General features: G+C 58.2%; 13 protein-coding genes and 2 pseudogenes. 6 read left to right on the forward strand and 9 right to left on the reverse strand.

All coding sequences use genetic code 11. From position 1 onward, the window contains the following. Positions 1-70: 70 nt before the first annotated feature. Positions 71-2,197: a TonB-dependent siderophore receptor gene (locus tag ACM6IT_RS16365; protein ID WP_409079226.1), complete on the reverse strand. Its 2,127-nt coding sequence runs from the start codon at positions 2,195-2,197 to the stop codon at positions 71-73. A gap of 583 nt (positions 2,198-2,780) precedes the next feature. Here ACM6IT_RS16365 and ACM6IT_RS16370 point away from each other — a divergent pair. From ACM6IT_RS16370 to ACM6IT_RS16385, 4 genes are all read left to right on the forward strand, one after another. Then, positions 2,781-3,059: a DUF2790 domain-containing protein gene (locus ACM6IT_RS16370; protein WP_056724994.1), complete on the forward strand. Its 279-nt coding sequence runs from the start codon at positions 2,781-2,783 to the stop codon at positions 3,057-3,059. Positions 3,060-3,337: 278 nt separating this feature from the next. Further along, entirely contained in the window at positions 3,338-3,991 is a 654-nt protein-coding gene (locus ACM6IT_RS16375; RefSeq protein ID WP_056724996.1) for a hypothetical protein, read from the forward strand. 83 nt (positions 3,992-4,074) lie between these two features. Beyond that, positions 4,075-4,281, forward strand: coding sequence for a co-regulatory protein PtrA N-terminal domain-containing protein (locus ACM6IT_RS16380; RefSeq protein WP_056724998.1), 207 nt, complete (start codon positions 4,075-4,077; stop codon positions 4,279-4,281). 51 nt (positions 4,282-4,332) lie between these two features. After that, positions 4,333-4,800, forward strand: a complete 468-nt coding sequence (locus ACM6IT_RS16385) for a thiol-disulfide oxidoreductase DCC family protein (RefSeq protein ID WP_414918346.1) — start codon at positions 4,333-4,335, stop codon at positions 4,798-4,800. A 117-nt stretch (positions 4,801-4,917) separates the two neighbouring features. Here the strand turns inward: ACM6IT_RS16385 and ACM6IT_RS16390 are convergent, their stop codons facing one another. From ACM6IT_RS16390 to ACM6IT_RS16415, 6 genes and pseudogenes are all read right to left on the reverse strand, one after another. Next, the gene (locus tag ACM6IT_RS16390; protein ID WP_056725000.1) at positions 4,918-6,378 is read right to left on the reverse strand and encodes a multiheme c-type cytochrome; all 1,461 of its coding nucleotides are present in this window, start codon (positions 6,376-6,378) and stop codon (positions 4,918-4,920) included. 445 nt (positions 6,379-6,823) lie between these two features. Continuing rightward, a pseudogene (locus tag ACM6IT_RS16395) lies at positions 6,824-6,940 on the reverse strand (peroxiredoxin); the annotation flags it as partial. A gap of 91 nt (positions 6,941-7,031) precedes the next feature. Next, on the reverse strand, positions 7,032-7,682 hold the full coding sequence (locus tag ACM6IT_RS16400) for a hypothetical protein (protein ID WP_223541201.1): 651 nt from the start codon (positions 7,680-7,682) through the stop codon (positions 7,032-7,034). Positions 7,683-7,937: 255 nt separating this feature from the next. Continuing rightward, positions 7,938-8,372 (reverse strand): hypothetical protein, encoded by a 435-nt coding sequence (locus tag ACM6IT_RS16405; RefSeq protein WP_414915040.1) that lies wholly within the window; start codon positions 8,370-8,372, stop codon positions 7,938-7,940. A 100-nt stretch (positions 8,373-8,472) separates the two neighbouring features. After that, positions 8,473-9,168 carry a tRNA (adenine(22)-N(1))-methyltransferase gene (locus ACM6IT_RS16410; protein ID WP_409079222.1) on the reverse strand — a complete coding sequence of 232 codons (696 nt, stop codon included), beginning with the start codon at positions 9,166-9,168 and terminating at the stop codon, positions 8,473-8,475. A 110-nt stretch (positions 9,169-9,278) separates the two neighbouring features. Then, the gene (locus tag ACM6IT_RS16415) at positions 9,279-10,235 is read right to left on the reverse strand and encodes a threonine dehydratase (RefSeq protein ID WP_056725004.1); all 957 of its coding nucleotides are present in this window, start codon (positions 10,233-10,235) and stop codon (positions 9,279-9,281) included. A 96-nt stretch (positions 10,236-10,331) separates the two neighbouring features. On the opposite strand from ACM6IT_RS16415, the gene ACM6IT_RS16420 reads away from it, so the two are divergent. Next, the gene (locus ACM6IT_RS16420) at positions 10,332-11,153 is read left to right on the forward strand and encodes a helix-turn-helix transcriptional regulator (RefSeq protein ID WP_414918360.1); all 822 of its coding nucleotides are present in this window, start codon (positions 10,332-10,334) and stop codon (positions 11,151-11,153) included. Between the two features lie 8 nt (positions 11,154-11,161). On the opposite strand, the pseudogene ACM6IT_RS16425 reads toward ACM6IT_RS16420, so the two are convergent. After that, a pseudogene (locus tag ACM6IT_RS16425) lies at positions 11,162-11,266 on the reverse strand (DUF2628 domain-containing protein); the annotation flags it as partial. Positions 11,267-11,456: 190 nt separating this feature from the next. Between ACM6IT_RS16425 and ACM6IT_RS16430 the strand changes: the two are divergent. Further along, on the forward strand, positions 11,457-12,041 hold the full coding sequence (locus tag ACM6IT_RS16430) for a DUF4157 domain-containing protein (protein ID WP_414918361.1): 585 nt from the start codon (positions 11,457-11,459) through the stop codon (positions 12,039-12,041). A gap of 54 nt (positions 12,042-12,095) precedes the next feature. Here ACM6IT_RS16430 and ACM6IT_RS16435 read toward each other — a convergent pair whose 3' ends face one another. Next, positions 12,096-13,052 (reverse strand): AraC family transcriptional regulator, encoded by a 957-nt coding sequence (locus ACM6IT_RS16435; RefSeq protein ID WP_056725010.1) that lies wholly within the window; start codon positions 13,050-13,052, stop codon positions 12,096-12,098. Between the last annotated feature and the right edge of the window lie 61 nt (positions 13,053-13,113).

Consider the following 13,113-nt stretch of genomic DNA (forward strand, 5'->3'; position numbering starts at 1 on the left):
TGCCTGGGGTTTGTAGCCACTACGGACTTTTCAGGCCGGCGCGTTCGTCGCGGTCAAGTTGACTTCACCTTTACAACGTATAGGAAACACCGACCTGCACCGTTCTCGGTGCCCCTGGATAGGCGTAGACGTTGCCGAATGCGCCCTCCTCATAATCTTCGTTCGTCAGGTTCTTCACATCCAGGTTGAGCCTGACCCTGTCGTTCACTTTGTAATAGCTCAGCAGGTCGACCACGGTGTAGCTGCCCATCGAAAACGCCGTGTTGGCCGTCTGCCCTGCACGCTCATCGACGTACTTGAGCCCGGTGCCAAGCCCCAGCCCCTTGAGTGCGCCATCCTGGAACTCGTAGACATTGAGCAGGCTGAAGCTGTTCTGCGGAATGTTCATCAGCCGGGTGCCGGACTTGATGACGTTGTCCTTGGTCACTTCGGCATCGACATAGGCGTAGCCGCCAATCACCCGCCATTGCGGGGTCAGGTTGCCGGCGATGTTCAGGTCGAAACCACGGCTGCGCACCTCGCCTGCCGCCACACTGAACGTCGAGTCCACCGGATCGGTGGTGAGAACGTTGCGCTTTTCGATCTGGTAGATCGCCGCGTCGACACTCAATTGACTATCCAGCGCTTCCCACTTGATACCCAGTTCATAGGACTTGCCCTTTTCCGGTTCGAAACCACCGCCTTGGCGACTGGCGCCGGTATTGGGCTTGAACGAGCGAGCCGTATCGGCATAGATCGCCACGGTGTCGGTGAGGTCATAGGTCACGCCAACGCGCGGGGTCACCGCATTGTCGCTGGCCTCCCAGCTTCTGCCGCCGGGCACGAAGGTTTGGTAATCATGCTCGAAGCGCTCGAAACGGGCCCCGGCCAATACTTTCAAACGTTCGGTCAAGGCCACCTGATCCTGGACGAATGCCGCGTAGGTCTTGAGATTTTCCTTGTCGTTGGTCGGGGTTCGGGTCAGGGCTGGACGCGGTTGGCCATACACCGGGTTGAAGATATCGATCGGGTAGGCACTCACCGCGCCGCTGGAGCGCTGGATGATCGACTTGTAGTCGTAATCCTCGTACTCGACACCGGTCAGCAGGGTGTGATCGAAACCACCTGCGGTGAAATGTCCGGTGAGGTTGAGTTGGGTGTCCTTGTCCGTCCACTCCAGCTTGCGGTAGTTGAAGTTACGGCCCAGGGTGCGCCCGTCCGCGGCCACACCGTTGGCTTCGACCGCATTCCCCTCGAGGGTGCCGTCGAGCCATTGGAATCCGCCGCCCAACGTCCAGTTATCGCTCAACAAATGCTCAAACCGCAGCTGCGCCATGTTGTTGTCGTTGTGCAATTTGCCGACGTCTTTTTCGCCGAAAAAAGTATCGCGGGACGCGGTGCCAATCTGATTCGGATAGCGCGTCACGCCGCGATCGAGCGGGTGATTGTTGCGCATGAAGTCGCCTTCGAAAATTACCTTGGTGTCGTCGGTGGCCTGCCAGGACAGCACCGGGGTCACGCCGTAGCGTTCGGTTTCGACATGATCGCGAAAGGTATCACCGCCCTCGCCCACCACGTTCAGGCGATAGGCCAGGCGGCCCTCTTCGTCCAACGGACCGGAGGCGTCCAGCGTGCCACGCTTCATGCCCTGGTCATCGAGTTGGCTGCCCAGGGTCACAGTGGGCACGGCCAGGGGCTGTTTGGAGATGACGTTGAAGGTACCGCCCGGATCGCCTCGGCCATAGAGCATGGTCGCCGGCCCTCGCAGTACTTCCAGTCGCTCGATGGTGTTGGCATCGGGCATGTTCGGATAACCACGGTTGATCGGGAACCCGTTGCGATAGAACTCCCCGGTGGTAAAGCCGCGCACGGTAAAGGTGGTCAGGCCCTGGCCGCCGAAATTGTTGGCCCGCCCCACCCCGCCAGCGTAATCGAGGGCGTCCTGCAAGCGGGTGGCACTGATGTCCTCGACGACATCCCTGGTGACCACGGTGATGGACTGTGGCGTTTCGTGGATCGACGTATCGGTGCGCGTGGCGCTGGCCGAGCGCGTCGCGCGATAGCCGTCAACCGGCCCCAGGGCGGTTTCAAAGTCTGCGGTGCCAATGATGTCTGTCGCTTGCAACTCCAGACTGGATTTATCGGTAGTGGCTTGCTCCGCCCAGGAGGAAGCGGAAAACGCCTGAAGCACGCAGATAGACATCAAAGTACGACGCATCTAGGAAACCTTGTGAAAATAGCCAAACAGGACGGCATACATGCCAACAAATCGCGGCGCATGGTATACCATGCCGTTATGTTTTGATACGTATTCTCATTTGTATTTTCTGAAGGCGACCTGGTTCATTTCAAATCGCCGATGGTTCAAGCCTCCCCTGTCGAAGCCGCCTGCGTAATCAAAAAGGGCCCCGAAGGGCCCCACTAGGTCGACCAGGACAATTGGGTGTCGAATTGGGCCAGAATCTGTTCGGCTACCTTGTTTTTCCAGTGCCGGATGGACTTGGATAATGCTCGCGCCGCGATCCCTCGGACTCACGCCGACCGAAATGAAAGCCCTGATTCATCTTGCGTGAAAATCCGTCATGACATGTCATGACCTCCTGAAAAAACGGACTTTACCCAACAAATACGGGGGTTAAAGGACGAATGGTCAAGAGGCGTCAAGCGCGGGGAATTCCCGGGAGTTTGCAGCCACTACAGGCTTTTCAGGCGGGCGCGTTCGTCGCGGTGAAGTGAACTTCAGTTTCAAGACATGTCACATTAGGTCCCCGTCAAGCGAACTTCAGCAGAGGTACAGCCTAATGAGCATGGCCACAGTAGTAAGTGCCGTGATTTCCAGTCTCGCACCAAGCGTCTTCGACCAGAACGGCCTGCAAGAACCCGGCGCGCATGTCTCGGCCGTCGATTACCACTACGGAATGGACATCGATGTGAAACAAGTACTGCAGCGTACCGATACATCCGACAAGACCGGCGTGGTACCGGTGACTGTTGTCTATCTGGACAGTAAGGGCGAGGTTCACAAGATCCGTTTCCTCGAGTGGGGCGCAAGTCCGGCCAACCCCGACAGTATTGCCTGATCCACTCGCCAATAGAGTTCCGGGCCTCGACTGCCCACCCCCAGAAGCGGAAGTTAAACCTCATACTGCGCCCAGTGCGAATGATGTTTTTTGTTACCTGAAAATGGACATTATCGAATGACTAAAAGTTCATTCGAGAAACTCACCGTTATCTTGGCGGCGTAATGTCGCAAGATTAATTAATAATAATTGCTGAATCCTGATTGCAACCAGCAACGGCAAACTCCAACTAAGCCGTGCCGAAAGCATTACTGATTCACTGAAGCCAAGAGGTCACCATGGAACTTAGTATGTTCTCTTCGTCCACCGTGGAATATGTGCGTTTGGGCGTTGTATATTTTCATCTTATCGCCTGCTGCGTGGCAATCGGGCTGGTCTTGACCAGTGACATTGCAATGGTCAAGCAACTCCTGAAGGGCGATGCCTCAAGTCACCACGATGACGCGCACATGGAAAGCCTTCAAAAAACCGTATCGCTTGCACTTGTAGCGCTTTGGATTACGGGCATTGGCATTGTAGGGATCGACTATGCCGGCAAGGGGATGGAGTATTTCCTCAATCCCAAACTGCAAGCCAAGATCGGCATCGTTGTGCTGTTGACCTTTAACGGTTTCCTGTTGCATAGCGCTGTATTGCCGGCGCTGAAGAAAGCCGGTTCGCTACTGAATCTCTCCTTCAACCTGCGCATGCTGGCGTTGTTCTCCGGCGCCCTCTCTGGCGTGTCGTGGTTCTATGCCGCCATGTTGGGTGTCGGTCGTCCGCTGGCCTGGAAGTATTCGCTGGTGGAGTTGCTGGCAGCCTATCCGGTGCTCATCGTCGGTGGATTCGGGGCGATGGTACTGCTCACTGCCTGGGCAAAAAGCAGAGACGCGCAAGAGCGCAAGGAGCAAGGCACCTGGTCACCAGGAAACGCCGCCCTGGCTGGATGGTGAAGCCAGATTGAACCAGGAAGTTCTAGTTTTGCGAATAAATCCTGCTGTTATCTATTAACTAAATCTCACTTGAGGATACCCAAATGAAATCCATGAAAGCCCTCTTCGTAGTTGCCACTCTGACCGCCTCTTCTCTGGCGATGGCCACAGGTGGTGGTGATAAGACCTTCGCACGCATGGAGTCGGCCCGCAAAGTCTCGATGGACACCTACCAGGTAGCACAGAAACAGAAAACTGAAGGCGCTGTAGCTGAAAGCAAAGCCAAGGCAACCGATCGCGCCAAAAGCTGATCTGTGTAGCGCGCCCCCCGGTTAACTGAAATGTGCGGCCTCAAGTCTCAAATGCCAGTCTCGCAAATCCGTCCCTCACCCGCGCCCCTGCTCGAACCAGGAGAGACGGTGGTCTTGTTCGACGGTGTCTGCAAACTGTGCAATGGCTGGGTGAGGTTCTTGATTCGCCATGACCGCCAGCGGCGCCTGCGGTTGGCGGCGGTTCAGTCACCCGAGGGGCAGGCTCTGCTCGCATGGGCAGGTTTGCCCATGGATCAATTCCACACCATGGCGGTGATCCGCGACCGACGCTACTGGGAGCGTTCGCAAGCTTTTTTCGAAGTCATCGCCCAACTTCCCCCACGCTGGCGCCCCGTGTCTCTGCTGCGCATCTTCCCTCGTAAACTTCGAGATTGGACATACGACCGCATTGCGCTTAATCGTTATCGGCTCTTCGGAAAATACGACGCCTGTCTGTTACCGGATCCTGATCATGAACAGCGTTTTTTGAAGTCTTTGCCTGAATCATCGCGCAATTAATAACGATCATCCCTTCTAAGCAAATACATATCATTCCGATACAATTCATTGACGCTACTCAGGACAAGCGTCTCGATTTAAATGCCAGAGACCCGCCTGGAGGTCGACGCAGCACCGCTAAAAGTGCGCCGTATCTGGCCCGACAACCGACAGGCTGGTCGACAGGGGTACGCTCTGCGTGACGTTGGCCATCCGGGTGATTTCCACCTGCACTTGATCCTTGCCGAGCAGGTAGTCGGCCAGCTTCTGGGAGAACGGCCAGTAGTTCAGATCGGCTGTGAGGGTCAGCGGCCCGACGGCGTCGGCCGGCACCAGGAAGGAGAACTCCCCGATATCGTAGCCCTTGGGCAGAATGCGGTTGTCCGAGAGAATCTGCGTGGCATTCCAGACCTCGACGTCCAGCGGATTGCCGTCCTTGTCGCCAATGTGCACCTTGAAATTTCGCGTGTTGACCTCGGTCTTGCCGTCCTTGATCGAACCCAGGCGATAGATCTCGCGACCACTGGCATCGCGCACCCGAAAATCGATCCACATCTCCCGCCCCTCGGGAAAGCCGGTCGGCAGCTTGTGCCCGGCGCCGACGTTGGTCACTTTGACCGCTACCGAGGTGTATTGCCCGGGCGTCATGGCTGCCGGCACTTGCTCGAACTTTATGTCCCCGGCGCGCCCGAGCATGTCGCGTGCGCGTTGCGCGCCCTCCTCCTGACCGAGATGCTTGAGCATCATCGCGTTGGCCCCGCTGAACCAATGCGAAGCGACCTCCTCGCGGTCTGGCCCCATGATCGCGGCCTTGCCCGCAAAACCCGGCATGTGGCAGCTCTGGCAAGTCACATTGTTCAGGCTGTAGGTGCTCTCCTGCCATTCATCATAGGTGCGCTCCACCGCCACGCTGCTGAAGGGGTGCGTGACGTTGTGGCAGGTGCCGCAAAAGTCCGAGCGGGTGTGCAGAGCGGAATAGACGGTGTCGTGATAGGGCGAAACGGCATCCCTGCGCGGGCCGAACTTGGTCGGTTTGCCGTGGGCCCGCGGGCTCAGGACATAGGCGCCGTTATCGAGGCCCGTGCGGGCACTGATGTTGTGGCAGGTCTCGCAATCGACCCCGGGCATCGGATGGTTCTTCGCACTGTCTTCAATCGAGGAGCGGTTGACTTGCGAAGTGATCTGCCCGGTCGTGAGACCGATCGGGGTATGGCAGCCGGTGCAGAAGTTATCGACCTTGCCCTCGGTGGCCGCACTCGCACGCTTGAGCAAGGCCCGATAGATGGGTTCATCCCAGGCCTGGGACATCATCGACGAGCGCCACTGCCTGTAGATCTCCGTATGACAGGCGCCACAGACCTGGGCATTGTCGAAGTCCTTCACATTCAAGACCAGGTTGCCGGTGGTATTGGCCCGATGGGGAAAGAACGGCATACCGCCAATCACATGCATGAGCCTGGAGCGTGCCGGCTCCACCCACTTATCGTTACTTTGATTGTCATTGCCCTGAGGCTCGTCGGCCGCCACCAGCGTGGCCGTCAACAGGCAAACCAGCAAGCACAACAGACGTCGCAGCGGCACTACCTTGGAGTGGATCATAACGACTTCCCCTGGACAGTTGCAGAGGATGACCGCAGCACTTCCATTGAGTCGCCAGGGGTGTCTCGTGATGCAACCCGACGGTTACATCGATCGTTCAATGGGGGTACTTGCAGCTCCACGGCGTCCCGACACCTTTCATGAACGGGATAGCCTCGCTCAGCAATTACCCTGCCATTGATGTAACAAAATTTGTCGGCATACCTGAACGCCCCGCAAACATTGCTCGGAGTTTGAAATTCCCGAGCGGATGGAGACGCGAGTCTTGCCGGGGAATCGTGCCCATTAGCGGGGGGAAATCACGCCGAAATCGGGGGGATTCAGATCAAGACTCAGTCCCGCGGTACAACCACCGCAGAACATCCGATAGCTGCATTGCCCTCCGGAACTGGATCTCAAACTCTTCCTCCCACAGCGCAACCAGGGAGATATATTGCGTGTAGGTCAGGCCGACGGCCATGTCGGTCGGCAGTGTCAATTTCATCTGTTGGGCGGCCAGCCCCACCGCTGCCATGTAGCAGGCCGACCATGCTCCGGCAAACAGTTGCTCGGCTTTCGGGTGCCCGCACCCACAAAAAACCCCTCACAAGGAGGGGTCTGATGTTTGAAAGGTTCAGACGGTTTCAACCGTCCTTTCCTGGATTCACGTCAGTTCAACGCAGCGCAGGAATTCCGGCAAACATCCAGGTAGATTCCTGAACCTGCGTTGCAGCGTTGCGTTTACGCGCCCACTGGGTCAGCGTCACCATCATCGCAAAGCCGAGTACGATCAACACCGGATAGGCCATCAGCAACTCGGTGAGCGAATACTTCCAGGCCAGCGGTCGACCGACACCGAGCATGGCGGCATACAACCAGGACACGCCTGACAGTGCGCCAGAGAACAGGGCAAACATACGTACATTGACTTGAAGATCAAGCAACGAACCAGCCTTCAACATTGCAGGCAATACATAGCGGTGCAACAACATGCCGTTGAACGTCAGCAACAATACAATAATAACTTTGGCTTGAAGTTTTGGATTGGCAAAATAGGTCATGCCTTTTTCAAGGTAATCAATGCCTATTACCGCAGCTCCGGTAACCCACAAGAATATCAACGCATTGGCAACAGACTTCTGCAGACTGGCCATATGTTCATTATCGTGCCCCGACGACACGCGACCTTTCAACAAGTCCTTCACCATTGCCGCATCGCTGGCAAACACCAGGCCAATAGCTACGCAGCAAGCCAACAGATGAACGTACACAACGCCTAAACGCAAAAACTCCATGGATTCTTTCTGGCCGATCAGGCCGATCATTGTATTAATATCCAAGACTACATCTCCACTTATAGCAGCAGTGCGAATTGACCATGCCCCAGGCGTGCGAATTATTGATTCGCACCTGCAAGGTCAAGTTGGCAAAGATTGAAGCAACTAAATAATTTGGTATTACAAGAGAGAGCGACTCGCCCAGCGAGTCAGTGATGACGGCATACTATCACTCCAGGTCTCAGGTAAAAAAAATCCCCATGTGCATTTCATTCAATGCAGATGAGGTATACGTCCATTTTACTAGTGAGTGCAGCGGGACCCTAAGGATCCGCCTGCTGGGAAATCAGAGCCCAGCATATCCCGATCGTTCATTTTTTGAGCACAAACATCGACAAACGGTACTATTTCCAGCACTTGTGGACACCTGCCGCTTTGGCTGAAACCCGCGTCGCTATGCGGCTGAATCGTTTTTTGCTCCACGCCGAAAAAAAAACCGCTTTTGCGCTGAACTTTCGTCGCCAGACCCGACCAGTGGCACAATTTCCTACCGGTTGCCAGCACGCTCGAGTCGCCTGCAGTCATCAGCAAACCACTTCCAATCGAGCGCAAATTCAGTACTGGCAATACAGTATCCAGGATCGGAACTGCTACGTTTGAAAAGCAAAGCCGTCGGACGACTCCGGTGACGATGCGATCTTTCTCTCGCGCAAGGAGCGTCTGTTCGCTGGTGAGCACCTACGTGAACGCCTGCCGCATTCGGTTCACGCCGAATGGAAACGACTCTTTCGCACCCACACTGAAGCGAGGTGCTTGAGAAGCTGTGCCCCAGGCTTGCTCAAGCCAGCAACTCGGTGATCCACCGGGCCTGCCGCGCGATGTCCTGCACCGCCTCCTCGGGCACGGCCTGCTGCGCTCGGGCAAAGTGGCTCAGGGTCTTTTGTTTCTGGCGCAACTTGCGTTGCCACTTGACCAGGAACGCCGGACTGCGGGCCTGCATTTGCAACGGACCGAAGTACAGTTCTTGGGCGGTGTAGATCACTGGTCCGGAGCGCTCGGCGACGATGATCTCGTAGTCGAAACGATTCTCCCGCAGCACCTCCTCGCAGAGGATGCGGTAGCCATTGTCCATCAGCCATTGGCGCAGTGGCTGCTCGCCGCCGTTGGGTTGCAGGATGAGGCGCTCCTGACCACTCAGGTACGCCTTGCCGCTGTCGAGGATGTCGCGGATGGTTTCGCCGCCCATGCCACAGACGCTGACCGCCGTGATCCCGTCTCCCGGCTCGATTGCCGCCAGGCCGTTGGCCAGGCGCACGGTGACCCGCGAGTCCAGGCCGTTCTCGCGCACGGTGCGGTTGGCCGCGTGGAACGGCGTCAACGCCACTTCGCCGGCCACCGCCGCCGCGATGGCGCCCCGGCGCATCAATGCCACAGGCAGGTAGCCATGATCCGAGCCGATATCGGCCAGGCGCGCACCGGCTGGCACCTGTGCCGCCACGCGTTCCAGGCGCATGGACAATGTCTGTTGGTTCAACGGCGGCCCCTTTCACCACGAACGTCCGGCGCCTTTGGCCGGATCGGGGCGTGATTCTGTCGAGCAATGCCGCGCATTTCAAATTTATGTGACCAGGGCCATGGCCGCCTTCACGCAATCACTCGTGCATACACCGCTCTGTCGACGTTGCCACCGGACAGAATCACCCCCACCCTTTTTCCCGACATGGCTTCACGCTCCGAGATCAGCGCTGCCAACGCCGACGCGCCGGCCCCTTCGGCAAGGTTATGGGTATCGGTGTAATACACACGCATGGCTTCGGCGATCTGCTCATCGCTGACCGATACGATCCGTGCCGCACCTGCCGCGTAGACGGCAAAGGCTTCGGGAATCGGCTTGCGTACGGCCAGGCCGTCGGCAAAGGTGTTGGCCGAGGCGGTTTCGCATATCTCGCCAGCGTCAAACGACAACTGTGCAGCCGCCGCCTCCGTGGAAACCACGCCAACCACCTCTGTTTGCAGACCCAACGCATCGCGGGCGGCGATCACCCCGCAAATCCCCGAGCCACAGCCAATCGGCACATAAACGGTGTCCAGGTCCGGCGCGGCGCTGAACAGCTCAAGCGCATAGGTGGCGACGCCTTTGACCAGCTCGGTGTGAAACGGCGGAACCAGGAACAGGTCATGGGTCTGCGCCAGGCGCGCAGCCTCTTCACGGGCCTCATCGAAATCGCGGCCATACTCGACCACTTCAGCGCCAAAGCCGCGCATGGCGTTGTTTTTTTCCACCGAGTTACCTTCCGGCACGACGATCAACGCCTGCAAACCCAGCGTGCGAGCCGCCAATGCCAGGCTTTGGCCATGGTTGCCGCGGGTAGCGCTGACAATGCCCTTCGCGCCCGGGTGCTCGCGCTTGAGCCAGTGCATGAACGTGATACCGCCGCGCACTTTGAACGCACCGGTAGGCGTGTGATTTTCGTGCTTGACCCACACCGTGCAACCCAACCGTTGAGCCAGCAAGGGCCAAGGGTACTGGGCCGTGGCGGGCATGACCTGGTAAACCAGGCGAGCTGCCTGTTCGATATCGTCGCGAGTCAGTCTGTGCATGAGTGGTCTCCTTGAGATTTTGTCCAGTCTGAACAATGGCGCGGTACCGCGGCTTTCAAAAAACCGACCTGACTTTTGTCCCCCCTCTTCACTACTATGGTGTCCATGAGTCATCGAAATCGCCCGCCGCCACCCCTGCTGTCCGAGCCGGTCCGTCGTATCGAGGCCGGCCCTTGGGCAATCGAATTGCTCCCCGGCTGCGCCTACGCGACCCGCTATGTCGCGACCCGGTCGGGAATCGGCTTCGCCTTCGACAGCCAGCGAGGCCTGCACGCCATCGGCAGTGACCGAATACGCCCCTTCGATGCCGTGCCCAACGGCCTGGCGTTCGTCCCCGCTGGGTGTGACGTGCTGTCCGAGTCCCCCCAGGGCGGTGAATACCTGCGGGTAATTCGCACCGACGGTATGGCATTGACGGGGGATCGCGCCTTCAACAATCGCATCGACCAGCAGGCCACCGCCCTCGCGTGGCGAATCCGTGCCGCGCTGTTGCACCCTTGCGTGGAGGATGATTGGGAAGCCTGGGCACTGGCGTTGTCCGAGCGGGCGACGGGTAGCGAAGCGATGTCGACAGCCCCCCATGGCTCGATAACCGGCAGTCGGATGCGCTTGCTCGATGAATTCATTGACGCTGGCCTCGATGGCCCGTTGAGCGTGCCGGCGATGGCGAGCCTGCTTGGATTGTCCGAGGGGTATTTCATGCGGGCCTTCAAAAACGCCACCGGCAAAAGCCCCCACAGTTACCTGATCGACCGCCGCCTCGCCAGGGCCCGCGCCCTGATGCGCGATTCGACCGCCACCCTGACGCAGATCGCCTACACCTGCGGTTTCAACTCCCAGGCGCACATGGCGACCACCTTCAAACAACGCCTTGGAGTGAGTCCGGCGCAGTTGCGTCAGTCTTTGGGGTTACGTTAGCGCCCGAAGGAAATTGCAACCATGATCGCAATCAGCGTCAGGTTTTCTTTCCCAAGTCCCAGCACAACCAGGTAAATCGGCCCGAAGAAGAACGCAATGATGTTGGCGTTGATGCTCACAGGCACGGCCTTTCAGGTGATGTTGAAAATACTGTGGAACCCAGGGAATCGAACGGTGTCGCAGCGGTCCAACACGCGGCAGGACAATGGGCACAAGATGCCCAACGTATCGCCTGCCGACCGCCATTACCCAGGGGAGAACCCATTGTCAGCTGTATTTTTGCGTCAGGTTTTCCGGTTAGCGATGGTGCTCCTTTGCACTGGCACCTCATCTTCGGTTTTCGCCTGTCCGGCCGGCCAGTCCCAGGTCTGCATGGTCGCTTGTTTTTGTGCTCCGGATTCCGAAGAGGACGCTGGATCGATCTTCGACGACATGAACCAGATGGCCGCCTCTGGATTGCAGAGCTGGATTGTGCAATCGCGCGAATCCGCGGCAACGGGCGATATCCTGCCAATCCCGCTGAATATCCGGGCCCAGCTCGAACCCTGGTATGACATTCAAGTGCTCGATTCGGCGCGCTACAAAGTCGGCGATGATGTGGAACTGAACGCCGCAAACACCATGCTGCAGAATCCCGATATACGTGCGGTCACCCTTATCGACATCATCGTGTTTCGAAATGCCGAAGATGCACTGAACGATGTCGCGCTGTGGGCCCATGAGTTGAAACACGTGCAGCAGTACCAGCAATGGGGCAATCACGAGTTTGCCACTCGCTATACCCGTGATTACGAAGCCGTCGAGGCGCCTGCCTACGAGATTCAAGCCAAGGTCTCCAAAACGCTGCGAGCCAGCCAGGCTCGGGCGCAATTGCCTCGGCTTCCTTGAATTCAAAGGAGCAAGCCTGGTCAGGTAACCATGGAGAGCCGGCACCGGCCCCTCTCACGCTGATTGTCTGCGCCAGGTGCCGGGGGATGTGCCGAACTGGCGCTTGAATGCGCGACTGAACGCGGCTTCGGAGTCGTAGCCAACGGCAAAGCCGATTTGCGCCACATTGCCGCGACCTTCGCGCAGCTGTTGGGCCGCCACGTGCATGCGCCACAGCGTCAGGTATTGCATCGGTGGCTGTCCGACCAATGCCGTGAAGCGTTCGGCGAATACAGAGCGCGACATGCCTACCTCAAGCGCCAGGGCTTCTGCGGTCCAGCCTTCGGTCGGGCGAGCATGCAGTAACGCCAGTGCCCGCCCGATATGCGGATCGCGCAAACCCGCCAGCCACCCGCGCCGCTCAGCGGGAAGGCTGGCGACATACTGGCCGACGGCTTCGACGAACAGCAGTTCCGATAGCTTGGCGATGACCGTTGCCGAGCCGACGCGGCCCGCCGCGATTTCACTGACAGCGAAACGGAATGAGCTTTCGATCCAGGTGCCCGAAGCCGTCGCCCGCAGGTCCAGCTTCAATAAGGAAGGCAGCGATGAAAGCAGTGGACTGAAGGGAGTTTCCGAACCGAGGAACCCGCACAACAACTGCGTGGCCTCGCCGCCCCCGCCGTACCTGATACGTGAAATGCCGCCGACTTCTGGCGGCTGGATGACTTCCCGGGCCGGCATGGGCGCAATGCTCAGGTCGCTGCCAAAGGAATGGGCATCGTTGCGGGGAAGCAAAACAAGTTCGCCTGCCCCTACCTCGATGGCGGCGCCACCGTCGATTTGAATTTGCATGTGCCCCGCGGCGACAAAGTGCGACGCAATGATGTGTCGAGGGGCCGCCAGGAACGGCTTGCAATCATCCGTCGAGATTCTGCCGTTGATGCACCAGGGCGCAGTGAGCTCCGCCTCGAGGAAGACCCCTCCCGACAGCCGAATCACACGCAACACATCAGAAAGCGCATCCAACACTTGATCGCCATCCTTTCCGGAGTCCGGAGCAGGTATTCAGGCGCAACGGTCATTCACCGCC

Source organism: Pseudomonas sp. IT-P4 (genome assembly GCF_949767755.1).
Lineage (GTDB): Bacteria > Pseudomonadota > Gammaproteobacteria > Pseudomonadales > Pseudomonadaceae > Aquipseudomonas > Aquipseudomonas monachiensis.